General features: G+C 59.3%; 17 protein-coding genes. 8 read left to right on the top strand and 9 right to left on the bottom strand.

The genetic code is table 11. The features are described from left to right. The first annotated feature begins 2 nt into the window (after nucleotides 1-2). Entirely contained in the window at nucleotides 3-1,637 is a 1,635-nt protein-coding gene (locus AC0V6M_RS03185; RefSeq protein ID WP_486137420.1) for an amidase, read from the top strand. Nucleotides 1,638-1,958: 321 nt separating this feature from the next. Here the strand turns inward: AC0V6M_RS03185 and AC0V6M_RS03180 are convergent, their stop codons facing one another. Both AC0V6M_RS03180 and AC0V6M_RS03175 read right to left on the bottom strand, forming a co-directional pair. Continuing rightward, complete coding sequence (locus tag AC0V6M_RS03180) at nucleotides 1,959-2,423, bottom strand: hypothetical protein (RefSeq protein WP_486137419.1); 465 nt, start codon at nucleotides 2,421-2,423, stop codon at nucleotides 1,959-1,961. Nucleotides 2,424-3,105: 682 nt separating this feature from the next. Continuing rightward, nucleotides 3,106-3,825, bottom strand: coding sequence for a queuosine precursor transporter (locus AC0V6M_RS03175; RefSeq protein WP_486137418.1), 720 nt, complete (start codon nucleotides 3,823-3,825; stop codon nucleotides 3,106-3,108). Nucleotides 3,826-4,012: 187 nt separating this feature from the next. Here AC0V6M_RS03175 and AC0V6M_RS03170 point away from each other — a divergent pair, with 187 nt between their 5' ends. The 3 genes from AC0V6M_RS03170 (at nucleotide 4,013) to AC0V6M_RS03160 (ending at nucleotide 9,978) form a co-directional block, all read left to right on the top strand. Continuing rightward, the gene (locus AC0V6M_RS03170; RefSeq protein ID WP_486137417.1) at nucleotides 4,013-5,266 is read left to right on the top strand and encodes a NupC/NupG family nucleoside CNT transporter; all 1,254 of its coding nucleotides are present in this window, start codon (nucleotides 4,013-4,015) and stop codon (nucleotides 5,264-5,266) included. A 38-nt stretch (nucleotides 5,267-5,304) separates the two neighbouring features. Then, nucleotides 5,305-6,246, top strand: coding sequence for an isopenicillin N synthase family dioxygenase (locus tag AC0V6M_RS03165; RefSeq protein ID WP_486137416.1), 942 nt, complete (start codon nucleotides 5,305-5,307; stop codon nucleotides 6,244-6,246). Nucleotides 6,247-6,489: 243 nt separating this feature from the next. Next, entirely contained in the window at nucleotides 6,490-9,978 is a 3,489-nt protein-coding gene (locus AC0V6M_RS03160) for a TonB-dependent receptor (RefSeq protein WP_486137415.1), read from the top strand. A 74-nt stretch (nucleotides 9,979-10,052) separates the two neighbouring features. Here the strand turns inward: AC0V6M_RS03160 and AC0V6M_RS03155 are convergent, their stop codons facing one another. Next, entirely contained in the window at nucleotides 10,053-12,998 is a 2,946-nt protein-coding gene (locus tag AC0V6M_RS03155) for an ATP-binding protein (RefSeq protein WP_486137414.1), read from the bottom strand. Between the two features lie 111 nt (nucleotides 12,999-13,109). Between AC0V6M_RS03155 and AC0V6M_RS03150 the strand changes: the two genes are divergently transcribed. The 3 genes from AC0V6M_RS03150 (at nucleotide 13,110) to AC0V6M_RS03140 (ending at nucleotide 15,825) form a co-directional block, all read left to right on the top strand. After that, entirely contained in the window at nucleotides 13,110-13,832 is a 723-nt protein-coding gene (locus AC0V6M_RS03150) for a TonB family protein (RefSeq protein WP_486137413.1), read from the top strand. A 49-nt stretch (nucleotides 13,833-13,881) separates the two neighbouring features. Continuing rightward, entirely contained in the window at nucleotides 13,882-14,925 is a 1,044-nt protein-coding gene (locus tag AC0V6M_RS03145) for a mannose-1-phosphate guanylyltransferase (RefSeq protein ID WP_486137412.1), read from the top strand. A 180-nt stretch (nucleotides 14,926-15,105) separates the two neighbouring features. Further along, nucleotides 15,106-15,825 (top strand): class I mannose-6-phosphate isomerase, encoded by a 720-nt coding sequence (locus AC0V6M_RS03140; protein WP_486137411.1) that lies wholly within the window; start codon nucleotides 15,106-15,108, stop codon nucleotides 15,823-15,825. Between the two features lie 10 nt (nucleotides 15,826-15,835). Here the strand turns inward: AC0V6M_RS03140 and AC0V6M_RS03135 are convergent, their stop codons facing one another. From AC0V6M_RS03135 to AC0V6M_RS03115, 5 genes are all read right to left on the bottom strand, one after another. Further along, nucleotides 15,836-18,391 carry an HWE histidine kinase domain-containing protein gene (locus tag AC0V6M_RS03135; RefSeq protein ID WP_486137410.1) on the bottom strand — a complete coding sequence of 852 codons (2,556 nt, stop codon included), beginning with the start codon at nucleotides 18,389-18,391 and terminating at the stop codon, nucleotides 15,836-15,838. After that, a complete protein-coding gene (locus tag AC0V6M_RS03130) occupies nucleotides 18,388-19,032 on the bottom strand; it encodes a biliverdin-producing heme oxygenase (RefSeq protein WP_486137409.1) in 645 nt (214 codons plus the stop codon). The genes AC0V6M_RS03135 and AC0V6M_RS03130 overlap by 4 nt, the downstream gene beginning before the upstream one ends. Before the next feature lie 263 nt (nucleotides 19,033-19,295). Next, nucleotides 19,296-19,598, bottom strand: coding sequence for a polyhydroxyalkanoic acid system family protein (locus AC0V6M_RS03125; protein WP_486137408.1), 303 nt, complete (start codon nucleotides 19,596-19,598; stop codon nucleotides 19,296-19,298). Continuing rightward, complete coding sequence (locus AC0V6M_RS03120) at nucleotides 19,595-20,344, bottom strand: hypothetical protein (RefSeq protein WP_486137407.1); 750 nt, start codon at nucleotides 20,342-20,344, stop codon at nucleotides 19,595-19,597. The genes AC0V6M_RS03125 and AC0V6M_RS03120 overlap by 4 nt, the downstream gene beginning before the upstream one ends. An 8-nt stretch (nucleotides 20,345-20,352) precedes the next feature. Further along, nucleotides 20,353-21,564, bottom strand: coding sequence for a toxic anion resistance protein (locus tag AC0V6M_RS03115; protein WP_486137406.1), 1,212 nt, complete (start codon nucleotides 21,562-21,564; stop codon nucleotides 20,353-20,355). 262 nt (nucleotides 21,565-21,826) lie between these two features. On the opposite strand from AC0V6M_RS03115, the gene AC0V6M_RS03110 reads away from it, so the two are divergent. Next, the gene (locus tag AC0V6M_RS03110; protein WP_486137405.1) at nucleotides 21,827-23,461 is read left to right on the top strand and encodes a TIGR00341 family protein; all 1,635 of its coding nucleotides are present in this window, start codon (nucleotides 21,827-21,829) and stop codon (nucleotides 23,459-23,461) included. Nucleotides 23,462-23,856: 395 nt separating this feature from the next. Here AC0V6M_RS03110 and AC0V6M_RS03105 read toward each other — a convergent pair whose 3' ends face one another. Beyond that, entirely contained in the window at nucleotides 23,857-24,714 is an 858-nt protein-coding gene (locus AC0V6M_RS03105; protein WP_486137404.1) for a hypothetical protein, read from the bottom strand. Between the last annotated feature and the right edge of the window lie 143 nt (nucleotides 24,715-24,857).

Genomic DNA, 24,857 nt, shown 5'->3' with positions numbered 1-24,857 from the left:
GGATGCTGCGTAGGGTGGTTTTGAGCGTGGCGGCTTGTGCGTCGCTGACGGCGTGCGATGCGATTGGCGGCACTTTCGGTTCGGGCACCTGCGCCGTGCCAGAGCTGGCCGCGGCGAGCGCCAATCTCGGCAATGTTGAGGACCATTCCCTGGCGGACCTCGCGCGCATGATGGAGGCGGGTGAGACCTCGAGCGAGGCCATCACCGCCGCCTATCTCGCGCGCATTGAAGAGCTCGACGATGCCGACGGCGGGCCTCAGCTGAACGCGGTCCTCTCGCTGATGCCTGATGCGCTGGAGCTTGCGCAGGCCAGCGATGCCGCGCGCTGCGATGGCGAGGAGCTGGGCAGCCTCCACGGCATCCCTCTGCTGGTGAAGGACAACATCGAGGTCGCTGGCCCCGTCCCCACCACCGCTGGCTCCACCGCGCTGAGTGACAATGTGACAGATCGCGATGCCCCGCTCATCGCGCGTCTCAAGGATGCGGGCGCGATCATCCTGGGCAAGACCAACCTTTCGCAATGGGCGAACTTCCGCTCGACGAACTCCACCAGCGGCTGGAGCGCGGTTGGCGGGCTGGTCAAGAACCCGCACCGCCTGCCGTTCAACTCCTGCGGCTCCTCCAGCGGCAGCGGCTCTGCCATGGCGGCGGCGCTGGCGGCGGGCACGATCGGCACAGAGACCGACGGCTCGATCATGTGCCCGTCCTCGGCCAATGGCGTGGTCGGTCTGAAACCGACCGTCGGGCTCGTCTCGCGCACCCACGTCGTCCCGATCAGCCACACTCAGGACACCGCCGGGCCGATGACGCGCAGCGTGATGGACGCCGCCATGATGCTTACCGCGATGGCTGGCACCGACCCGGCTGACGCCGCGACCGCAGAGGCGGATGCGCAGGCAAGCGACTACACCGTAGGGCTGAGCGCCGACGGCCTCAAGGGCATGCGGATCGGCGTGATGCGCGGTCAGGTTGGTGACAACCCCGCGATCATAGAGCAGTTCGACGCTGCTCTTTCCGTGATGGAGGCGCAGGGCGCGGTGCTGGTCGAGATCCCGGATCGCGGCATCTCCGACGCTGACCAAGAGGCGCTGGGCGAGGCGGAGTTCCTCATCCTGCTCACCGAGTTCAAGGCCGATCTGGGCGCCTATCTCGCCACCACGCCGAAGGCCGTGACCACGCGCACTCTGGCCGATCTCATCGCCTACAACACGGCCAATGCCGAGGTTGAGATGCCGCATTTCGGCCAGGAGCTGTTCGAGCAGGCTCAGGCCCAGGCAGGCCTCACCGATCCGCGCTATCTGGAGGCGCTGAAGACGACCAAGCGGATCGCTGGTGAGCAGGGCATCGATCGGCTGCTGCGCGAGAACGACGTCGCCGTACTGGTCTCGCCGACGCTGGGGCCGGCATGGCGCTCCACCCTGGGTGATGGCGACACGTTCGCCGGGCCCAGCGCGAGCTGGCTGCCTGCGACCTCTGGCTATCCGCATCTTACGGTGCCGATGGGCGAGATCGAGGGCCTGCCGATTGGGATCAGCTTCTACGCGGGGAAGTGGTCGGAGGGCCTGCTGCTGAAGGCGGGCTATGCCTATGAGCAAGCCTCGAACCATCGCCTGACCCCGCAGTTCCGGACCGAGTAGGGCGCCCGAGCCGTTGCGCTTGGTGATCGCTCCATTCGTCGCTGCTGAAGCACGCTTGGAACGGATGGAACACAGTACAGGGGCGAAAAACCAATCGATCACAGATGGGCCGATTGATCGATTTAGTCGATTAGTGGGAGAGTGGAGCGCGGCTATGAGAGGCATGCTCAATGCATAGCGAGCGTCCGCTGAGTAGGAAAACTGGTAGCTCCCGCCTACCACCGCACCTTTAGGCTAAACACATTAGCATCTTTAACCGAGAATTAAGTGCACTGCCCCCGGAACTCGGAACTTTGTCCCCAGCACTCCGGACTCTACTGATCAGTCGGACTCCGTAAGATCAAAGATGCTGGACGATGCGAGATACGAGTTCGACATCTGCGCCTCCAGAAGCCGACGAACGCTGTCGCGATCATTGATGTCTACGGTAAGGTCGGGCGCATAAGCAGCCCCTCCACCCGACATGATTGTCAATCCGGTGTCGGTAAACGAATGAAGTAAACCATGATAACGACTCCTCGTCTTGCTGCCGTATTTCAGAGCTTCTCCGTAATTTGGCCAACCCAGTTCATAGAGCATAAGTATTCCCACCGACCGGAATTTGAATAACGCTTCTTGGGCAACACCGTGCTCTTCGAACAAAATGTCCCCCCGACCCGCCTTGCATTCAGCGTCGTAGATTGCGAACTGCTTCTGCGCCTCTGGATCAGCAACCAGCTTCTTCAGAAGCTCGTAGAACTCCTCGAAAGTAAACTTTCGCGGCATCTGAAATTCTTCGTCACTCATCACCCAAACTCCCGCATATTTGCTTGCGGGTCAAATACGTCGCGAAATGCTCCACGGCGAGAAGCCCGTCATAGGCTGGATCCCTTACCGTTTCGTCATTGCCCTACACTTCCAACCCCGCGTCATCCCAGCGAAAGCTGGGTTCTAGGGCGTCTGAACGCTGTGCTTGTGGCCCTAGACTCCGGCTCGGGGGCCGGGGTGACGGTAGTTTGGAAGTGCTGTGTGGGCGCTAAGCGCAATCCTCCCTATCTCGTCATGCTGAACTCGTTTCAGCATCCATCGCCTGTCTTGCCGCTGATGATTGCGCTGGTGATGGACTCTGGAAGCGCATCTGGCCACAGCACAACTAAGTTCAGGGTGACGTCTTTTTTGTTTTAGGCCTCAAGCGCCGGCGGCGGCATCCGCCGCCTTGGCTTTCCTCGCTCACGCGCCTTACAGGCGCATCGCTGCGGGCGGGCATGCGCCCTAGCGAGGCCTGCGGCCTCGATCCATTCCAAGCCAATTGGCTGGCTCCAGGCGTCTTAGCGCATTGTATCTTGCTTGGTCGCGGAGCACGGCGCGCAGCGCCGCAAGCCCGACCGGGCGCCCGCAGCGGGCGCAGCTTTGCTGCGCGCCTAGCGAGGACGTAGCCGCGGATGCGGCTACGAAACACAAAAACTAAACACGCCCCGCAACACCAACCTCAACCCCGCGCATCCAGCCACTTCGCCAGCCGCACGCCGCCGGTGATCAGGAATGGCACCAGCACAATTGACAGCGCGACCTTGGCGATCACTTGTCCGATCAGCAGGTCCATAATCGGAAACAGGCCGTAGAAGGCGAGAGTGATGAAGATCACCGAGTCCACCGCTTGGCTGAGCGCAGAGGCCACCGCGCCGCGGATCATCAGGCCTATCGTGCTGGCCTCTCCGCTGCCGCGCAGCCGGTCAAAAATCCAGATATTGAGCAGCAGCGAGACGATGTAAGCCGCCGGGCCCGCCGCCCATACGCGCCACACGGTGTTGTGTACCCGCTCAAACGCGGCAAGGTCGTCTGCACGCCCGCTTAGCATTTCCACTGAGGGTGGCAGTGCCAGCACCAATTGCATCAGCACGCTGGCGATCAGCAGCGGCACAAACCCCAGCCAGACGATCCGGGTTGCGTATTTCTGACCATAAAGCTGCGACACTGTGCTGGAAATCACGACCAGAATGAGAAATGCGAAAATGCCCGACTCCACCGCCAGATCGGTCGGCCACAATTGCACTTGCTTAAACGCCAGCACACCGGCCAGCACCGTCATCCCGCCATATAACATCAGATAGACAAACAGCCCGCGCGGCATTCGCATCATGCCGGCCGCGCTGGCGGCTGGGGAGGGTTCGCTGGTGGATGGGGCCTGCGCCGGTGTCGCTGTGTTCATGGACAAGGCTTAAGTCGCGCGGGCGGAAAAGAAAAGCGATGGCGGGCGCGCTATCAACGCCTCTAAGCCCCGCGAGAATTGACTGTTTGCGCGCAAGCGGCAAGGTTCCCTCCCGCGTGCCGAGAGATCGCGGCGCGCATGTTGATTGCGCAAAGTACGCGCATTTAGGGGAGCCTCGCGCTTAAACATGCCGCCATTTGTCATGAGCCTCATCGGGATCGCTGCGATCCTGGCCATCGCCTTTCTGCTGTCCAATGGGAAAAAGCGCATCAAATTGCGCGTGGTCGGCGCGGCCTTTGCGCTCCAGGCGCTGATGGCGCTGCTGGTGCTGCGCACGGATTTTGGCGTTAGCGCGATTGAATTTATGTCGAACGGCGTGATCGCTCTGCTCAGCTATTCTGTGCAGGGGATTGAGACCCTGTTCGGCCCGATGGACAGCAATCCCTTTGCCAACACGTTCCTGATCGCGGCTTTGCCTGTGATCGTGTTCTTCGCGGCACTGGTTTCGATCCTCTATTACCTTGGCATTATGCAGCGGCTGGTGCGCTGGCTGGGCGGGGCGATTGGCTGGCTGACCGGGATTAGCAAGGTTGAGGCGCTGGGCAGCGCGGCCAACATCTTCGTCGGCCAATCGGAAAGCCCGCTGGTCGTGCGGCCTTATCTCGCCGCTTTACCGCCATCGCGATTGTTCACTTTGATGTGCGTCGGCATGGCCGGGGTCGCGGGCACGATCCTCGCGGCTTATGCGTCCTTCCTGGGCGATGATGCGGTGCCGTATTTGCTGGCGGCGGCGTTTATGTCCGCGCCGGGCGGCATTCTGATGGCGAAGATCATCATGCCGGATGATCCCGAAGAGGCGGCGGCGCATGACGCGCTGATCGCCGATGCGACTGTGTCGGAGACCTTCGAAGAAGGCGAGAAGCCCGCCAATATTATCGAGGCGGCGGCGCAAGGCACCACCACCGGCGTGAAGCTGGCCGTGGCCGTGGGCGCGATGGTGATGGTGTTTGTCGCGCTGGTTGCGCTGGCCAATGGCCTGCTTGGCGGGGTCGGGGGCTGGTTCGGCTATCCCGATATCTCGTTCCAGCAATTGCTCGGCTACCTGTTCGCGCCGGTGATGTTCCTGATTGGGATTTCCGACTGGGACCAAGCGCAGATCGCAGGCGGTTTGTTCGGCACCAAAATCGTGCTCAATGAATTTGTCGCCTTCATCGAACTGGGCGCAGTCGAAGGCCTGACCGAGCGCAGCCGTGCGGTCGTCACCTTTGCCCTGTGCGGGTTTGCGAACTTCTCCTCCATCGCGATCCAGATGGCGGTGACGGGCGGCTTGGCCCCTAACCAGCGCCCAGTGATCGCGCGGCTTGGGCTAAAGGCGCTCGCCGCTGGTAGCCTCGCCAACCTGATGAGCGCGGCGCTCGCTGGCCTGTTCTTGCCGCTGTAGGCTGGAACAATCGCAGGATAGGTATTACGTAATCTGCCATGACTGACACCGCCTCTGATATCGCAATCGTCTCGCTCGCTCAGCCGCTGGAGACGATCTCCGACGCGCTTGGCCGCAGCTTTGCCGAATATGGCTTCGCGGTGGTGCGCGACCATGGCATCCCGCAAGAGCTGATCGACCGCGCCGAGGTACTGTCTAAAGAGTTCTTTGCGCTGCCAGGCGACGTCAAGCGGGCGTATAAGATCGAGGGCGGGGGAGGCGCGCGCGGCTACACCCCGTTCGGCACGGAAAAGGCCAAGGATGCAAGCGTCCATGACCTCAAGGAATTCTGGCACGTTGGCCGCGGCCTGCCTGCGGATCACCCGCTGGCCGAGTTTATGGGGCCGAACGTCTGGCCTGCCGAAGTGGGCGGGTTTGAGGACACTTTCAGCGAGCTCTACGCCGCGTTTGAAGAGGCTGGCGGACGCGCGCTGGAAGCGATTGCGCTGCATCTGCGGCTGCCGCAGGATTTCTTTGCCGCGACGGTTGAGGATGGCAATTCTGTGATGCGCTTGCTGCATTATCCGCCGCTTGGGCCCGATGCGCCAGAGGGCGCGATCCGTGCGGCTGCGCATGGCGATATCAATACGATCACTCTGCTGCTGGGCGCTGAAGAGGCGGGGCTCGAACTGCTAACCAAGGCTGGCGAGTGGAGGGCGATTGATGTGCCTGAGGGCGCGCTGGTCATCAATGTCGGCGATATGCTGGAGCGGCTGACGAATGGCCGCCTGCGCTCAACCACGCACCGGGTGGTGAACCCGCGCGGACCGGCGGCGCAAAGATCGCGCTATTCCATGCCGTTTTTCCTGCATTTTCGGCCCGATTACCTGATCGAGCCGCTCGCGAGCTGCACCGACGGATCAAGCGACTCGGCGCCTGCCGAGCCAATTTCGGCGCATGACTTCCTGATGCAGCGCCTGCGCGAGATCAATCTGGCCTGATCAGCCCTCGGCTGACCGAAACCATCACGAATCTAATATTTTGTTGCGCTGCAGCAACACCGGTCCGCTAACCTGCAGGAATCCGCGAGTCCTGCGGTGGAAAACTCTGTTCTGATTCCGCTCTGCCAGCCGAGCAGTGGATAGCGTAATGGATATGTCACAAATCGGTCTTTTTAGCGTCTCCCAACGGCCCTAATGGGGGGCGTGTTCACATCCATCCACTGTGATCAGGGGACCCTACTAATGAAACTCAAGTATCTTTTGGCAGCGAGCGTCGTCAGTCTCTCAGCCGCCGCAACTATCGCAGCGCCAGCCGCCGCACAAAGCATTACATCCGGCATCGAAGGCTCGGTTATCGACGTGAGCGGCAACGCGCTTCCAGGTGCGACCGCAACCATCACCGATACGCGCACCGGCGCCGTTCGTGACGTAACCGCAGGCGCAGACGGCAACTTCCGCGTCGGCTCACTGCCGCCCGGCGGCCCATACACGGTCACTGTCACCGCACCTGGCTATGAAGGTCAGACGGTTGAAGACGTCTTCACCAGCATCTCAGGCAACACCGCATTCCGCTTCACCCTCGAAGCAAGCGCAGCCGGCGGCAGCGACAATGTCATCATCGTGACCGGCGCCCGCGCTGGCGTGACCCAACTCGCTGTTGGTCCAGGCACCGCATTTGACACGCAGACGCTGGAAAACTTCCCGTCGATCACCCGCGACGTTCGCGACATCATCCGCATCGACCCTCGTGTCAGCCTTGAGCAGAGCAACGACGTCGATCGCATTTCCTGCCTCGGCGGTAACGACCGCGGCAACACCTTCACGGTTGACGGTATCATCCAGTCGGACGTGTTCGGCCTAAACGGCACGCCGTTTGCGGCACGTAACTCGCTTCCCCTGCCATTCGACGTGGTTGAGCAAACTTCGGTTGAATTCGCTCCGTTTGATGTCGAATATTCCGACTTCACCGGCTGTCTCGTGAACGTTGTTACCAAGGCTGGTACCAACGAATTTAGCGGATCGGCGTTCTACACCTATTTCGACGAAGGCCTTCAAGCCGACACGCTTGAATTCGCAGACGGCGAAGTTCAAGAAATCAATGCTGGCCGCGAAGAGCGCTGGGGTGCCACACTTTCTGGCCCGATCATCCCTGATCGCCTGTTCTTCTCGCTCGGCTATGAAGAAGTAACGATCGCTGACGGTTACAACGATGGCCCAATTGGGTCCGGTGCAGCCAACGAAGTACCGTTCGCAACACAAGCACAGTTTGATGAGTTCGCGCGTATCGCCCGCGAAGTCTACGGCCAAGAAGTTGGCGAACTGCCAACGACTTTGCCTGAAGGCAACGTGCGCTACTTCGGTCGTCTCGACGCGATCATCAACGATGATCACCGCCTCGAGGCTACCTACCAACGTCTCGAAGAAACCAATGTTGAATTCGATGGTGGCGGAAACACGCTGACCGGTATCAATTCGTTCGAAGATGAAGGTACGGTTTCGGACTATTACTCTGTCCGTCTGTACTCAGACTGGAGCGACAAGGTTTCGACCGAATTGCGTCTCAGCCGCGCAGATGTCGCTGACGTTCAAGGTCCGGTTGGCTTCGGTGAAGCCCAATCAGACGATCCAACTGTTCGCCTCGTGGTTGGCCTGCCCAACGCAACCAACCCGGATGTCATCGCGGCAGTTGGCGCTGACGAAGCGGATAACGGCGGTTTTGCCACGGGCCCTGGTATTTTCCGTTCAGCTAACGCGCTGAACACGCGGATTGATCAGGCGCGTTTCGTTCTGAACTATGACGCTGGTGACCACCAGTTGAAGTTTGGTGCGGAAATCAACGACCTTGAAGTGTTCAACCTGTTCGCGATCAACGCAACGGGCACATTGTTCTTCAACGGTCTTGCCGACTTTGAAGCCGGCCTGCTTGCCAACGGCACTGGCGGCGATTTCGACGGTCCCGACGAGATCATCGAATCTGGCGCAGGCGGCGGTACGATCCGCACCGGTATCGATGGCGACATCAACAATGCTGCTGCACAGTTTGGCCGCACGGTTTACTCTGTCTTTGTTCAAGACGATTGGTCTGTGAACAGCCAGCTTGACGTAACAGCTGGTGTTCGCGTCCAGCTCTATGAAGGCGATGCGCCTCGGAACAACCCGCTGTTCGTACAGCGGCTCGGTTTCAGCAACAGCGTCTCATTCGGCTCGATCGATCCTGTTGTGTTGCCGCGTCTCTCTGCCACGTACAACTTCGACAACGAGGGCTTCTTCTCAAACACCAGCGTAACCGGCGGCGTCGGTGTATTTGCTGGCGGTGACCCGGTCGTGTTCTTCTCTAACGCGTTCTCGAACGATGGTTTTGCATCGGTCAACGGAAACACCGGAGATTGCGATGCGGCTGAACTGACCACTGATCCGGTTACCGGTCAGATCTCGGTCGCTTCTGGGGGTGCTTTCACCGGCTTCCCGCAGTGTGCGATTAACGCTGGCGCGGCTGGTGCGGCCGCTGGTGGCGGTGAAGTTCAGAACATCGATCCTGACTTCAACATCCCAACCGCAGTGCGCGCCAACATCGGCTTCGCCACTGACGTTGGCACCGAGACCGGGTTCTTCTCGAACTGGAAGCTCAACGTCGATTACATCTACACGCGCTTCAACGACACACTGGCTATTCGCGATCTCTTGCAGGTTGTCGATACTCGCCAAGCGTTGGACGGGTTCACTGTAGATGGTCGCCCGATCATCGCAGCGATTGATCCTCTTGCGGATAACTGTAACGCGACGTTTGATCGTGATGCGGGCACGTTTGTGGGCGTAACTGATCCATGCTTCTCCACGGGTCTCGATGAGTTCTTGCAGCTCACCAACGGTCCAAGCTTTGACAGCCACAACCTGTCATTCATCTTGAGCAAGCGTTTCAGCGAAGGCCTGTTCACCGAGAATGGCGGCGTAAACATCAATCTCGGCTACGCCTTCAACGACAGCGAGCAGACCATCAACTCTCGCTCCGCTACGGCAGGCTCGCAGTTTGACGGAACCGCAGTGTTCGATCCTCAAAACCCGGCTGTATCTCAGTCTGGCTTTGAAACGCGGCACAACTTCACGCTGTCTATGTTCTTCCGTGAAGAGTTCTTCGAAGGATACGATACCGGTCTCGGCATCTTCTTCCGTGCTTCGGAAGGCCGTCCGTACAGTCTGACCTTTGATGATGGCTTCCCGGACTTCCGCGACAGCGGTTCTGCCGAAGAGAACATTCTGGCCTACATCCCAACGGGAATCGACGATCCAAATCTCTCACCACTGAGCGATTTTGATGATGTTGCGTTGTTCCTTGATGCCATCAATGGTGGCGATAGCATCGTTAGCAACTTGAACTGCGAGTTTACGCCAGGTCAGACCATTCGTCGTAACACCTGCCGTAACCCATGGTTCTTCGATGTCGACTTCCGCTTGAGCCAGGAACTGCCATTCATCGGCAGCCTCACCGGCATCAAAGACGACCGCATCGAAGTCTTCGCTGACTTCTCGAACTTCCTGAACCTGCTCAATGGCGATTGGAACGTTCGGCGCTCACTCGGCGACTTCGATGGCCGCGTAGCTTTGCTTACCGGCGAATTCGATGACCAAGGACGCTATGTTCTGGAAGACTTCCGGGCCTTTGAAGGCGAAGCGTTTACCGCCATCAACAGCAGCATCTGGCGCATCCAAGTTGGTGCACGCTACGAATTCTAATTCGTCGCTAACCGACTAGCTAAACAAGCGGCGGGGCCTTAGCGGGCTCCGCCGTTTGCGTTTCGCGGGCAGGGTTAGGCGCGCGAGCTGCTGCTTCGGGGTTCGGATTGATCGCGATCCTCAGCAATGCTGAGCGCATCGCGCAGCAAATTGAGCTGCACCGCAGGATCAAATTCACCGCGCAGCGCTTGCTCCAGCATGGCGGCTCTGTCGCCCAGTTCTGCCTCGCCGAACATGGCGGCGGTGCCGGCCAATTTGTGCAGCAATTGCAGGATTTCGTCTTTGCGCTCTGCATCAAAACCGCCGGCCTTCATTGCGTCTCGCAGCGCTTCTAGCGCCTCCTCGCGGCGAGCCTCCCAACGCTCAATCAGAGCGGGCGAATGCGACGGGAATTGCTCGCTTGGCGGGGCAGGGAAGTCGATAACTTGCGATTGCTTGGCCAACTCTGGCTGAGGGTGGTTTGCGGCTTCGCTTTGTTGATCTGAAGCACGCTGCGGCCCGGGCGCGTCCTCGTATTCCGCAGGAGTGTTTTCCTCGACGATTCTGGTTGGCAGCCAGCGCTGAAGTGCGCGCGCCAATTTCGCGAATTGCAGCGGTTTGGCGAGGTGCGTTTGCATCCCAGCGTCGCGTGCCGCCGCAATGTCTTCGGGAAACACATTGGCGGTGAGCGCAATGATTGGCAGAATGTCGCCGCCAATCCCTTCGCCTCGGATCGCGCGGGTGGCGGCATAGCCATCGCAGCCCGGCATCTGCACATCCATCAGCACAAGGTCATAGGGATCACCGCGCAGGAATGCGTCGATCACCATTGCAATGGCCTCATTGCCGTCATGCGCGATCGAGACATTCTGGCCGCATTGCTCCAGCATTTCGGTGACCAGCAGACGGTTCACATCGTGATCTTCTGCGAGCAAGATCCGCGTGCCGCGCGGCAAATGCTCTGGCTTTGGCAGATCCAAGGCGGGCTCAATTTCTGGCAGAGGTTGTGCCTTGGAGAACGGCAGGGTCAGCGTGAAGCATGAGCCGCGCCCGGGTTCACTTTCCACTTCTAAGGTTCCGCCCAGCAATTCTGCCAGCTGGCGGCTGATGGAGAGGCCGAGGCCTGTTCCGCCGAAACGGCGCGCTGTGGTGCTTTCACCTTGTGTGAATGGCTTGAAGATACTGCCTAGGCGCTTGGGACTGATGCCAATGCCGGTGTCGAGCACTTCTATTACGATCTGGCCGTACTCAATCCGATAGCTGACCGTGACGCGGCCGAACTCAGTGAATTTGATCGCATTGGCGATAAGGTTGAGCACGATCTGCCGCACCCGGAGGCCATCTGTTGTGACCCAGGGTTCTCCTGCATCGCTTTCGAAATGCAGCTCCAGGCCTTTTTTCTCAGCGCTGGGGCGGTGGAGTGCTGCGCATTCCTCCAGCGTGGCATCGAGGTCCAGAGCTTGCTTGTCGATGTTGATTTCCCCAGCTTCGATCTTGGACAAATCGAGGATGTCATTGAGGAGCAACATCATGGAACGCCCCGATTGCACAATCAGGTCAACATTGCGGCGTTGCTCAGGATGGAGCTCGCTCTGCAGGGTCAACTCAGCAAAACCGAGCACGCCGTTCATTGGCGTGCGGATTTCGTGGCTCATATTGGCGAGAAATTCTGATTTCGCGCGTGCTGCGCGCTCCGCTTTGCGCCGTGCGCGGGTGAGAAGGAGTTCGAGCTCCACCCGTTCTGTGACATTGCGAGCAGACACCACAATGCCTTCGCGCTCTCCATTTTCCGGGCTGTAAGCGACCGCGCATTCCGCCTCGATAAAGACCGGCAGTCCCTCATCGCTGTCGGTAAAGCGCCGGTAAGTGAAGCGCTCATTCGCGCTGATACCGGTGATGAGACGCTCTTGTGCTTCAGAGATCAGCTCGCGCGATTCCTCGTGTGTTCGCTCGCTGGGACGCTTGCCGATAAAGCTCTCTGGCGGCTCCCCCAGCACGGTTGCAACCGATGGTGAGGCGTAGGTGCAGCGGCCCTGAAGGTCGAAACACATCAAGGCATCGGTTGTGTTCTCAGCCAGTAAGGCCAGCTCGCGTTTGCCCTGTTCCAGCTCCTCCATCATGCGTTCGCGCCCGGCCAAGATGACCGCGACGGGAAGACCAGTGAGGAAGTTTGCAGCGACAAATGCTTGAAGCAGGTGCGCCTGCATCTGAGGGGATACGCCGGCTGCGGCGATCGGGCCATAGCCGCTCCAGGTCATTGCCATGGCGACAAACGCCAGCAGAGCGACGAAGATTGCGGTGCCAGTGTTGCCCAAGCGAAATGCATGCAGCAAAGTGATTGGCGGGATCAGGAACAGCAGCGGATAGCTAGGCTGGTAAAACACCAGAAAAGCGCATCCACAGCCCGCGATAAGCATGACTGATCGTTCGACCAGCTGCGAATTGGTGGGTCGCTGAAAATTACGGATGGCATCATGCAACAGCAGCGCCGTCGGAACGATCAGCACCATTCCCAGGCTGTCGGTTAGGAACCAGGTTTGAACGGTATCCGCCATGGCTGCCAAATTTGGAACCATTGCGAGCACCGCGACCATCGCAGACAGAAGCGGGCCCACCAGCCCGCCGATCAGAACAATTTTAGCCAAGTGCTCCAGATTGGTCATGTCGGGCCGCATTCCGCATACCAACCTGACGAGTGAGACGATGATCGCGATGTCGACGATATTGGCTGCCGCGAACACAAATGGCATGTGGACCGGGAAATCCGTGCTATAATTGCCGATAAAGCCCGATACAAAGATTGCGGTCAAAAACAGGATTTCATTGCTCAATCGCGCGCGCAGCAGGAACGCGACCGCAACCCCATTGGGGAGCCAAATCTTGGCCAAGGCGCCGCCAAATCGCGACAGCTCGAGGCTGATGATCGCAAGCGTTGCAAACACGACAAAGCCGACCGCCGCGCCAATCACGCTGCGGCGGTCGATTGCACCTATTGCAAAACAAGCCAGCCGCGCTGGCTCTTGGGGTTGTACTGCGTGCACGTGGCTTGCACTCCATCGCTAACCCTTGAACAATGGCGTATAGAGCATACCGCCGCGTTCGACGTGAGATGCGGGCAAATACTTAAAGGTGCAAAGGACAGCGGGGAGGTTATGGCAAAAGCAAGTTATGCGGCGCGTCGCCGCCGACCGCGCTGGCCTCTGCTGGTGCTGATTGTGCTGTTGCATGTGGCGGCGCTCTACGGCTTGGCGCGCGCCTTCGCCCCGGATCTGACTGCATCAGTTGAGCGCAGCGTCGTCTCCACCTTTTCGGTGACGATCACTGCGCCGCCGGACCCTCCGCCACCTGAAAACGAGCCGCAGCCTGATGAGGGCGCGCAAGGCGATCCCGGGCGGCAGGCGGTGCCAAAGCCTGTGACCGCGCCGACGCCGAAGGTGCCGGTCAAGCAAGACCCGCCTCAGCCGCGCGCCTCCTCCACCGGCACAGCGGTCAATTCTGGCGCGCGCGAAACCGGGGATGGCACGGGCGCAGCGGGCAGCGGCCTTGGCACGGGCAGCGGCAACCAGGGCGGCGGGCAGGGCGGCATTGCGGTTAGCAAGCCGGTGCATATCTCAGGCTCGATCAACAATGCGCGGGACTATCCCATCCCTGCGGGCGGGCGCACAGCGCGGCGCGGCACGGAGGTGATTGTGAAAGTGACGGTTGGGACCGATGGGCGCGCGCGCAACTGCTCCGTTTACCGGGCAAGCCCCGATCCAGAGGCTGATCGCATCACTTGCCAGCTGGTCGAAGGCAGACTGGGGTTCCGGCCTGCTCAGGATGCCAACGGCAATCCTGTTGCAGCGCCGTTTTATTGGCGGCAAAGGTGGTTCTAATGTTTCAGTTACCCATCGTTAGTCCCTCCCGAGCTAAGCTGGCCACACAATGACCTCAGCCACAATCCACCCTGTTATCTTGTGCGGCGGCGCGGGCACCCGGCTGTGGCCGGTCAGCCGCCGGAACAAGCCGAAGCCGTTCCTGCCGCTGATCGGCGAGACGACCCTGTTTCAGCAGGCGATTGAGCGGACCAGCGACGCCAGCCAGTTCGCAATGCCGATGATTGTCGCGGGTGAGGCACATGCGGATTTGATTGAGCAGCAATTGGCCGACATGTCCCGCACCGCGCAGCCGATTATTGAGCCCGCCGCGCGCAACACGGCCCCGGCCATCGCTTTGGCTGCGGCCCGGCTGGATTCGGCAGCGATCATGCTGGTGTGCCCCAGTGATCATCACATCGCGGATACTGCCGCCTTTTGCGCAGCGGCCCGTGCTGCTGCTGAGCTGGCGGAGAACGATTACTTAGTCTCCTTCGGGATCGCGGCGGATTGCCCTGAAACGGGCTATGGATATCTCAAACGCGGCAAACCCTTGCCGGGCGGTTTTGCGATTGAGCGCTTCGTTGAAAAGCCGGATTTGACGACGGCGAAGAGCTATCTCGAAAGCGGTGAATACAGCTGGAATGGCGGAATTTTTGCCTTTCGCGCGGGCGCATTTCTGGATGAATTGGCGCGGCATCGCCCGGATATGGCGGAGCTGGTTCGGCGTGCTGCCGAGGATGGCCACGAAGAGGGCGCGCGGTTCAATCCGGCGCGCGAAGCCTTTGCTGCGATCATCGGCGAGTCGGTTGATTATGCGGTGATGGAAAACACCGCGCGTGCCGCAATGGTGCCGGCTGATATGGGCTGGTCGGACATTGGTAATTGGGCCGCATTGCATGATGCTCTGCAAGGCGATGCGAGCGGCAATGTGGCACTGGAAAACAGCGAGTTTGCCGATTGCACAAATGTTCTTGCGATCAGCGATGGGCCGCGCATTTCCGCAATTGGTCTTGAAGATGTGTGCATCATCGTCGATGGGGACGAGGTCTTGGTGACCACGCGCGATGGCGCGCAAAAGGTCGGCAAACTCTCAGGACCCAATGAGCAATGAGCGCTACCCCACAGACTAATCATGCCGGGCCGCAGCCGGAGCGCTTCGCACGCAAGCTGGCCACGCGCCGGGTCGAGAAGGTGTGGGGGCGAACCAATCTGCCAGCGCCATTTGATCGCCGCGCGGTCGCACGCAGCAAGGGGCCGGATGGACGGCCCATGCTGGTGGGTGAGGTGTGGTTTGAGCCGCCGCCAGAGCTCGAGCGAGCTGCTGGTCAAATACCTTTTCACCAGCGAGAAATTGTCGGTTCAGGTGCATCCCGGCGACGATGATGCTGAGGGCGATGAAGCAGGCAAAGACGAGTGCTGGCTGGTGCTCGATGCAGAGCCGGGTGCGAAACTGGCGATTGGCTTTGAGGAGCCGGTCACATCTGAGCAAATGAAAAAGGCCGCGATCAGCGGCGAGATTGAAAGCCTGCTCACCTGGTATGAGGCGAAGGCGGGCGATCTGTTCTTTCTGCCAGCGGGAACGGTCCATGCAATCGGGCCGGGTTTGAAGCTGATCGAAGTCCAGCAGAACAGCGATACCACCTTCCGCCTTTATGATTATGGCCGCCCACGAGAGCTGCATTTGGAGCGAGCGATGGCCGTTGCCAGCGGCAGCCAGTACGATGCCAGCCATAAGGGTACAGTCGCGGCGCGTGGGCAGGTCTTGTTTGACGCGCCGCACTTCCGGGTCGACCGGGTCGAAGGCGCGCCAGATGCGGAGACTTGCGCAGCTCTGGGCGGAACGATCCTGGTGCTGCCGATTGATGGCGAGGTTACGTGGAGTGCCGAGGCGTCGGGGGATGCTGGAGACACGCGCGCGAAAGCGGGCGAATGCGTGGTTGCAAGCGGCCTTGACCTGTTCGACTTTGCCGGTGCCAAAGTAACCTTGGTTGTGAGCGCCAAGCAGGTTTAGACGCGCTGGCCTAGGCCTCGCTCACCCCAAGCACATGGCTGATATCTTCGCGGCCATAGGGCTTACGCAGGAGCCCGTCCGCGCCGATTTCATCCAGCTGGTTTTCCATCTCGCCATAGCCGGTTGCAAGCACGAATGGCACGCCGGCCTCGCGTAGGGCGCTCGCCACTGGCGCGCTGGATTCGGTGCCGAGGTTGAAATCGAGGATCGCAAAATCAGGACGCCGCTTGCTCAGTTCATTTAGCGCACCATCGACGCTGCTTGCGACCGCGACATGCTCCACGCCGAGGCGTTTGAGGCTTTCCTCGGTGTCGAGTGCGATGATCATGCTATCTTCAACCAGCAGAACCGATTTGGGCAATTTGGCGAGCTGCGCTGCCTTGGCCGCCGCAATTTTGCGTTCTTCTTCGGTGATATATTCTTCAGCTTGCGCCTCGGCCTGCGCGATAAAGTGCGCTGGGATCACAAATTTTGCTTCTAGGCCGGTGAGCTTGAAGCGGACATCGGCCTCCCCCTTCAACTCATAGGGGATCGAGCGCTCAATAATGGTTGAGCCAAACCCGCGCCGCGTTGGCGGCTTGACTGGCGGCCCGCCTTGCTCCTTCCAGTAGATTTCCAGATCGCCGCTTGTGGTCTGGTCGAGGTCAATCGACAGCTTGCCATGGCTGTCGCACAGGCTGCCATATTTGGCCGAATTGGTGACGAGCTCATGCACCACCAGCGCCAGCACGGTGTAGGCCTCTGGCTTGATCAGGACTTCCTCACCGTTCAGCATCAGCCGGTCGCGTTTCTCGTTGAGATAGGCCTGCAGCTCTGTCTTCAGCAAAGCGGACAGCGGCGCGGGGGCCCAATTCTCACGCGTGATATTGTCATGCGCGCTGGCCAGCGCGTTGATCCGGCCGCCAATAATATGGCTGAAATCAATGATGCTGCTGGCGTCATGTTGAGACTGGTTCACCAGGCTGCGGATCAAATTGAGGATATTGCGCACGCGGTGATTGAGCTCTGAGATAAGCAGCTCTTGCTGTTCCTGCGCCCGGCTGCGCTCGCGCGCAACCTCGTCTGTCATGCGCAAGACCACTTCGAGCAGCGTCACCCGCAGGCTTTCGGCGATTTGCAGCTCTGGCTCGCTCCACTCTTCGCTGGTGCCCTCAATCTCGCTGCGCCAAGCCGCAAAGCTGCCGCGCGGCTCCAAGCGTTCACCCTTTGCAGCTTTCGCCTTTTCGGGATCGCCCGCCCAGGTCACAATCCGTGTGAGCGGCCTGCGCCACAGCACCAGAAAGTCGCGCGGCGCACGCGAGATAGGCAGGAACAGCGCCCCGCCAACGACGTCCTGCAATTCCTTCGCGGCCGGAATCTCGTCTTTGAGCGTATGGGTGGAGATAATTGTGCTGATCGCCGCGCTGTTGAGCGCGGGCAGCAGCGAGCGAAACTGCTCTTCGCTAGGGGCGATCCCGTTGGAGGTATAGACCCCGTCGACCATCACGGATGAGCCATCATGCGGGATGACGTTCTTGAGCAGCTCATGCAGCATGGGCAAATTCTGACTGAGCGACGCGCCTCCAGCCAAACGCACCATCAATTGATCGTGCAAAGCCTGCCCGCGCTTGCGCACTTGATCCGCCTCATCAATCAGGATCCGGTCGAGCATCAGCGAGAACATTTGCGAAAACATCTCTGCCACCGTGCGCAGTGAGAATGCGGGCACGCGCGGCGAACAATGGTGGCCGGAGATCAGCCCCCACAGCTTGCCCTGCCGCACAATAGCGATCGAAAATGACGCATCCACGCCCATATTGACGAGATATTTCATATGCATGCGCGAATGCGAGCGCAGCACACTCATGGATAGATCGAGCGGTTCGCCCGTCACGGCCACTTCAGGCTCGATCGGCACTGGCTCCGCCTTCGTGTCGCCGATTATGCGGAAGCGATTGCGCCGGAACAGTTCTCTAGCCTGCTGCGGGATGTCGGCGCGCGGATATCTCAGGCCCAGGAACGGCTCAAGGTCGCTGCGCTTTTTCTCGGATACAACCTCGCCGCTGCCATCATTTTGGAATCTGTATACCATAACCCGGTCATAACCGAGCATTTCGCGCACCAGCTTTGCCGCATGGTCGCATAGCGTTTGCACATCGCGTAGCGGCTCCAGCTTAGAGATCAGCGAGCCGATCAGCGCCAAATGCTCGGTGTATTTGTCTGTTTCGTGCGGCTCAAATTCGATGATGATCTTCGGACCAGCCGAGTGCAGCGCGATATCGAACAGCTCTCCGCCCGCGCTCAGGCGAACGCCAAACAGCCGCTCAACCTGATCGACCTGTGTAACGCGGCCAATCCCGTCACGCAGGATTTCAAGCGCGCGCGGCTGAAAAATGGCGGCCAGTTCCTCGCCCGGCTCCGGGTTCTTCTCAAGCCCCAAGAGTTCAGCGCAATTGGCGGAGCGATGCGCAATGTACCAATCGGAATTGAGCGCGATCAGACCGCCAAAGGGTTGGACGGCGGCGATGTGGTGGATCGCCTCGCGGTCGCATTCGGTCAATTCCTGCTCAGTTGCGGAGAAGCTCATACAGGCTCTTTCGTCGTCTTGGGTGTTGTGCTGGCCTGGCGGCTTTCATTGGCGCCGTCTTCGGATGGTATCAGTGCATCGTCTGCGTCAGCGTCATCGAGCATCGGGGGCGTTTCTGGGTCGCAAGCCGGTACGTCGCTGCCCTGTTCTGGCTTGGTCCCACTAGACGGCTTCGCAACAGCGATGAAATGCGCGAATGTCGCGTGCGCGGCCTCAGTCGCGGCATTGGCCGCTTCGGCGCTGGTCGGTGCCTCTATCCCTGGCCGCATCGCGTTCCAAAAGGCGAGCATGGCGTCATCGCCCAGAAATGCACTTGGCCAATCCTCATGCCCATTGCGGCGAAGTTCGTGCAGGATCGCGCGGTTGCCCAGGGATGATCCAGCCAGCACCCAAGCGACGCCTAGAATGCTGGCCTTTGCATAAGGTCCGGCAATGTTGAGTTCGAAATTCGATGCCCTTGCAGGAAGCTCCACGCGCAGCGCCGCCAAATCCGCGGCGATCAAAGTCGATTGCGGGGGCGGGCAAAGCCCCTCGGGCGCGTGGGCATCCAGCCAATCTTCTACGGGGCGCCGCGCAGCATGTTGCAGGCTAAGAAAGGCGGCGTAATGGGCTGAGGTGGTCCAGCCAGTAGCGGCACGCATCGCCTCATCAAGCTGGTCGTGCGTGTGGGCGGTCGCCTCGCGCAGGATTGCCCGTAGATTTCTGCTATCGCTAGGCTGCTTGATAACGAATGCTCCCCGTCGCAGCGGCGCCATTCACCATAAAATGGGCGCGGTCGCAGCGCTAATGACAGGAAGTTGTCCTCTGTGCAAATTCTTGGTTTACACGATCCATCCGATTTGGATCGAATTAAAGCGCAGTATTCAGGCTATTATCAGTAGTCTTGCTAAGTAAATGTGCGGAATTAGCGCTTTTCTAGCAGCTGGCCGCCTTCTTTGCGGACGGCCTTTTCAATTAACGGTTTTGCCATGCTTAAGATTACTGGCAGTTCAAACTCAATGATCGCCTGCGTGTCTTCGACTTCTACAAAGCCGGTCACACTATGGCCGAAAACACTGACTTGCAGGTCCATTCTGTCTTCATGCGGCCAGGATGTATCAACCTCCGCCATGCCTTCTGGAAAAAATCCGCCAATTTCACCGGCATGTTCGTGCATGCGGCGGCGAACTTCCTCGCGCCCCAATTCGTGCGGCAGGGCAATCCTCATTTCGGAGTGTCCTCCAGCGCCTCAGCCCCGCCATAACGGTATTCGAGATAGCGGTCCTTGATCGCCAGATCGTCAAGCGCGCCCTCGGCCAAGCGGCGGGTCACACGGTCCAGCTCGCCGCTGATCTTGCCAAGGCTGTCAGCAAGGCGGTCATCAGCCGATTTGCCGACATGATCTTCGCGGCGCAAATGCTCCGGGATCTTGCGGTAATTGTCGATCGTCTCAGGGATGTACTCGCCCACCAGCTCGCGCACTTCGGCGACGCTGGGATGGGATTGATCGACCGTTTCCAATTGCAGCCCAAGCGCGTCCAATTGAACGCCCAACTGATCGACCAGCTTTACAGCCGGTGCAGGCAGAGCCGGGCGTTGAGCCTCCAGCCACAGTTCGGTGCGGGCGACCATTTGCTTAGGCTCGCCTTGTTTGAGCTCGGTGCGCTTGGGCACTTTGACTTTGGGGTATTGGCTGAGCAAATAGAAGGCACCGAGAGAGGCGATAACTGCGGCTAGAAAGCCCATCGTACCAAGCCCACCGATAACCGCGCCCAAGACGCCCAAGCCAACCCATAAAGCGACGACCCCAAGAACAGCGTTGCGTAATCGCTTGAGCCAATTGGTCTTCTTTATTCCCGCTGACCCCGTGCCGATGGAATCGCCGGGGCGATGCGTGCCGCCTTCGCGCTGCACTTGCAGGCTCTTGCCCGCCGCGCTCAGGATCTGGTCCGATTGTGTAGTGGTGTCTTGCATCGCCAGCCTTAGCTATCCAGCGCCAGCAGTGATGGCTCAGAGGCGACCTTGGCTTCAGCCTGCGCTTGGCCTTCCGCGCGGGCGATATAGCCTTTCGATTTCTCGACCTCATCGGTCAGCACGGTGACGGTTTCTTTCATGCTGGCCAGCGCCTTCACCTTGAACTCATCAACTTCGTCCATCGTGTCATAGATGTTCTGGAACGCGCGCTGCAGCGTTTCCAGCGGAATGGTGCTGGAGGCGGCTTGTTCGTGGATTTGGCCGGTCTGCTCGCGCAGCAGCGTGCTGGTGGAATCGATAATATCGCTGGTGGTTTGGTTGAGCGCGGTGATCTGGCCCAGCACAAGCCGCTGGTTGGTCATCGCCTGCGCCACAGTTACCGCCGTGCGCAATGCGCCCACGGTTGTGGTGCTGGCGCGGTCGACGCCCTTGACCAGCTCGACATTGTTTTTCTTCACCAGATCAAGGCTGAGATAGCCCTGAACGCTGACCGCCATTTGCGTCAGCAGATCCTGCGTGCGTTGGCGGACATAGAACAGCGCGCTTTCGCGCAAGGCTTTTGCCTTGGCCGGGTCGGTTGCATCCAGCTCATCGGCTTTCGCTTCGAGCTTTTCATCGAGCTTCTTGGCGATGTGGATCATCTGCTCCAGCTCGCCCATCGCCGCCCACAGCTTTTGCCGCTCAACATCAATCGCTGCATTGTCCTCGTGCAGCTCTTTCTTGCCGGAGGACAGCCGCTCCAGGATGGCTTGAATGTGGCCCTGCGAAGAGGTGTAGCTGTCAAAATAGTTTTGCAGCTTGTTGCCGAACGGGATGATGCCGAACAGCTTGCGCGGTGCCAGCAGCTTGCCCTTGCGGCCCGGATCGAGGTCTTCGACGGTGCGGCGCAATTCAGCGAGATCGGCGCCGACTGTGCCGTCGCCATCCATTGAGCGCACGGGGCGATCGAGGAAGCGGTTGGACATGGCGGCTGCGGCGCGGATTTGCTCCTGCCCCATGCGGGTGATCTGATCGACCTTCTCGCCAAAGGCCGGTGAATTGGCGTCCTCAGCGACGAGATCCGTTACAAAGCCGTCAACCTTCTCATCGAGCTTGGACTTCTTCTCCTCGTCCACTGGCACCAGGCCTGCGGCCTTTTCTGGGGCAACCGCTGGCACGGGGTCCGGCGGGCTCAACTCAAAATCGGTGGCCGTCTTGGTGGTGGTTTCCGTCGTATTCATCGGGCTTCTTCAACTCCCTGAAGTCGTGGCTTACGCCAGCCTAAATGCTGGTGGCAGCGGCTTGAACTGGCTGCATCTCTCTTGCTGTATTAGTAATCTAAGACACACTATTCAAGATAATGCCTTATCGCCGGGCACGCGTCCATCCAAAAGCGCGCAGGCGATGGCTGCGCGAAAGGCGGGCTTTTGCAAGTATGCTTTTGTTTGCGCGCGTTTCCGCGTAACCGGATTGGCGTGAGCATAGAAAGACACGGGCATAATCATGAGCAATAATGGGGATCGCAGTGCGGACTTGGGCGAGGACCAGGACACCGCGCGCAATACGGGGCAAGGCTCGGCCATGGCGGCGGCGTCATCCGCCGCGGGCACGTCTGCGGCCTCTAAGGCGACCGGTCACCCGGATCCGATTCCGTCCAAATCCAGCTTTTCGCGCGTGCTGTTCAGCTGGCGGCGCTGGTGGCTCGAAGATGTCGTGGGCACGGTCCAGCAATCGAGTGTGATTGAAAAGCGGCGCGAGGATTGCGCGCTTTCGGAACGTTATCTGTTTATGACCGCGATGAGCGGCGGGATCGCGATCCTCGGCTTGCTGCTGTCCTCACCAGCGGTTGTAATCGGCGCGATGTTGCTCTCCCCATTGATGGGGCCGATTATGGGTCTCGGCTTTGCTTTGGCGATCGGCGATTACGAGTGGCTGAAACAATCCGCGCGCAGTCTCGCTTGGGGCAGTGTGATGGCGGTGGCGCTGTGCGCGCTGATCGTGTTTTTCTCACCCATCCAGACGATCACGCCAGAGATCGCGGCGCGCACCCGGCCCAACCTGTTTGATCTGATGGTTGCGCTGTTTTCCGCGCTCGCGGGTGCCTATGCGATGATCCGCGGGCGTGAGGGCACGATTGTGGGCGTGGCGATTGCGACCGCTTTGATGCCGCCGCTGGCGGTGGTTGGCTTTGGCTTGGCGACGTCCAATTGGACGGTCTTCTCCGGCGCGCTGCTGCTCTATGTCACCAACCTGATCACGATTGCGCTGGTCGCCTGGGCGATGGCGCGCCTTTATGGTTTCCGCCACGCGCTCAGCCAGCGGCAAACGTACTTTCAGAACCTCATGGTCGCGGTGGTCTTCATCGCGCTTGCTGTACCGCTCGGCCTGTCGCTCAGCCAGATCGCGTGGGAGGCCAATGCTCAGCGGATCGTTCGCAGCGAGATCGTCGAGACTTTTGATGATCGCTCGCGGCTTAGCGAAATGGAGATTGAGTTTAGTGGCGACGGGCTGGGCGTGAACGCCACGGTCCTGACGCCGCGCCTGCGCGCCGATGCGGAGACCGATGTTGAGCGCGCTTTGATGACGCGGCTGGGGCGACCGGTCGAGTTGACCCTGACGCAATATCAAGTCGGCACCAGCGCCAGCGCGGCTGAAGAGGCCGAAATCTCTGCCACCCGCGCGAGCGAAGAGGCCGCCGCGAGTGCGCGCGCGGAGAACCTCGCTCAGCGATTGGCGCTGGTCGCGGGCGTCCCAGCAGAGGATGTCTTGGTCGATCGCACCCGGCGCAAAGCGATGGTGCGCTCACAACGGCTCGAAGGGGCGTCTTTGTCCGCCTATCGCACGCTGGAGCAGCGGATCGCCGCGACAGAGCCGGAATGGACGATTGAGCTGCTGCCGCCAATGGGCCGCTTGCCAAGCATCATCGCGTTTGGCGAAGACGGACCAACGCCTGAAGGTGCACAGGCGCTGAGCACGATTGAATGGGCGGCCAAGCGCATTGATATACCAGTTGTGCTGTCAGGCAATGAGGAAGACTTGATGCAGGCGTCCGAGATTCTATCCCAGCGCGGCGTAGCGCCGCAGATTGAGATCACGCGCGGCCCGGTCAATGCGCGCTGGGGAGCGCCAGGGGAATAAGGCTCTTGCCGGGTGCGGCACCTAGGCCTTGTCTAGATTATCACCGTTCGCCCTGAGCTTGTCGAAGGGCTGCACTGTCTTCTAGCGCTGCTTTCGATGAGAAAAGACAGGGCTTCGATAAGCTCAGCCCAAACGGCTTTGCCCTACGGTACTAAGCCGCCAATTCCAGCGGAACAATCTCGCCTGACAGATACAGCTTCTTCGCTTTTGCGCGGCTCAGCTGATGGCGGAAACGGTCTTAAGGCCAGCATTGCGGTGAGCCCAGGCACCGTGCGTGCTGGGCTGTTCTGTCTAAATGAGCCTGCGCGCTTTCGCGTTATGCAGTCTGTTAGTGGCTAAGATTGAACAGGAACCGATACCTGTGACTACTTGCAGTATGGCTTGAAATAACCAAATCAGCCTGTACCACCTTCCTCGCTTGCATTGCGCTCCGTACCGACTTCAGATCCAGTACCGCCAGTTGTCTGTTGATCTGCGCTATTTCCACTAGTTGATCTTGGGCGTGTCTGGATTTGATCTTTCTCGATGGCGGTACGAACTAAGCGCAAAATGCTGGCTGGCGTACAGATCATCTGGTGGTCGATCAATTCCTGTACGGCTGGATCAAATCCACTGGGTTTGTTAGCCAGCGCTTCATCTTGCTCTTCTTTTAGTTTTTTCATAGTCAGACCACGCACGGCATCGATATTGTCTGAGTCGAACAGAAATTGTTCTTCATAAAGATCAATTCCAGCGCTGGTTAGCGTAGTGCCAACAGCCAATAGGGCAAGCGCATCACTTTCTCGTCGTTCACTGCCAAAATTGATTACGGAAAAAGTTCCGGCTATTGCTGTCGTCAAAGGTTGGACAAGCCCACGAATTGCTTTTGCACTTGTCTGTCTAGATGCTTTAACAGCAAAGAAATCGTTACACCGCGTCTTGACCAAAGTGAATCCACTTTGCATCATTGCTCTCGCGTCACTTCTTTCATTACCCGCACTTGAGTGAAGGGATTTGCAAACATTATTAGAGAAGTTGTGAGCTAAATTATACTGAGCTAAGTTATCTGTAGGATATTTTTTTTGGCCGTTTTCCAAGTTTATGACTTTGTTCTGTTGAAATTTTCCTTGCTTACACTGAAAGTTATCTTTGCCAACTGCACCATCAATATGAGCAAGGCGAACGGGACGAGGTGGGCCAATAAAGCCGGGCGTATTACACGCGCTTAAACCAAGGCTTGCGGCGGATACAAGAATTATTGATTTACGAATCATTTTAGAGCCCCCTCTGTTAATGCAAAGAGTGCAGAATAATTATAGGGAGTCAACTAACTTTGTATTATAGGTTATAAAACTTTGAATATCTTGCGTTTTGGAAAGTCAGTACCGCAGTGAAGTATTCATACTAGAATTAAGTA

It is taken from the genome of Erythrobacter sp. JB3-1 (assembly GCF_057364995.1).
Note: the sequence above shows the minus strand (reverse complement) of the source record. Positions and strands in the feature narration are given on the sequence as shown.

Excerpts from the sequence above, each read along its gene's own strand:
- AC0V6M_RS03185 (WP_486137420.1), top strand. The coding sequence starts at position 3 with ATGCTGCGTAGGGTGGTTTTGAGCGTGGCGGCTTGTGCGTCGCTGACG.
- AC0V6M_RS03180 (WP_486137419.1), bottom strand. The coding sequence starts at position 2,423 with ATGAGTGACGAAGAATTTCAGATGCCGCGAAAGTTTACTTTCGAGGAG.
- AC0V6M_RS03175 (WP_486137418.1), bottom strand. The coding sequence starts at position 3,825 with ATGAACACAGCGACACCGGCGCAGGCCCCATCCACCAGCGAACCCTCC.
- AC0V6M_RS03170 (WP_486137417.1), top strand. The coding sequence starts at position 4,013 with ATGCCGCCATTTGTCATGAGCCTCATCGGGATCGCTGCGATCCTGGCC.
- AC0V6M_RS03165 (WP_486137416.1), top strand. The coding sequence starts at position 5,305 with ATGACTGACACCGCCTCTGATATCGCAATCGTCTCGCTCGCTCAGCCG.
- AC0V6M_RS03160 (WP_486137415.1), top strand. The coding sequence starts at position 6,490 with ATGAAACTCAAGTATCTTTTGGCAGCGAGCGTCGTCAGTCTCTCAGCC.
- AC0V6M_RS03150 (WP_486137413.1), top strand. The coding sequence starts at position 13,110 with ATGGCAAAAGCAAGTTATGCGGCGCGTCGCCGCCGACCGCGCTGGCCT.
- AC0V6M_RS03145 (WP_486137412.1), top strand. The coding sequence starts at position 13,882 with ATGACCTCAGCCACAATCCACCCTGTTATCTTGTGCGGCGGCGCGGGC.
- AC0V6M_RS03135 (WP_486137410.1), bottom strand. The coding sequence starts at position 18,391 with ATGAGCTTCTCCGCAACTGAGCAGGAATTGACCGAATGCGACCGCGAG.
- AC0V6M_RS03130 (WP_486137409.1), bottom strand. The coding sequence starts at position 19,032 with ATGCGTGCCGCTACTGGCTGGACCACCTCAGCCCATTACGCCGCCTTT.
- AC0V6M_RS03125 (WP_486137408.1), bottom strand. The coding sequence starts at position 19,598 with ATGAGGATTGCCCTGCCGCACGAATTGGGGCGCGAGGAAGTTCGCCGC.
- AC0V6M_RS03120 (WP_486137407.1), bottom strand. The coding sequence starts at position 20,344 with ATGCAAGACACCACTACACAATCGGACCAGATCCTGAGCGCGGCGGGC.
- AC0V6M_RS03115 (WP_486137406.1), bottom strand. The coding sequence starts at position 21,564 with ATGAATACGACGGAAACCACCACCAAGACGGCCACCGATTTTGAGTTG.
- AC0V6M_RS03110 (WP_486137405.1), top strand. The coding sequence starts at position 21,827 with ATGAGCAATAATGGGGATCGCAGTGCGGACTTGGGCGAGGACCAGGAC.
- AC0V6M_RS03105 (WP_486137404.1), bottom strand. The coding sequence starts at position 24,714 with ATGATTCGTAAATCAATAATTCTTGTATCCGCCGCAAGCCTTGGTTTA.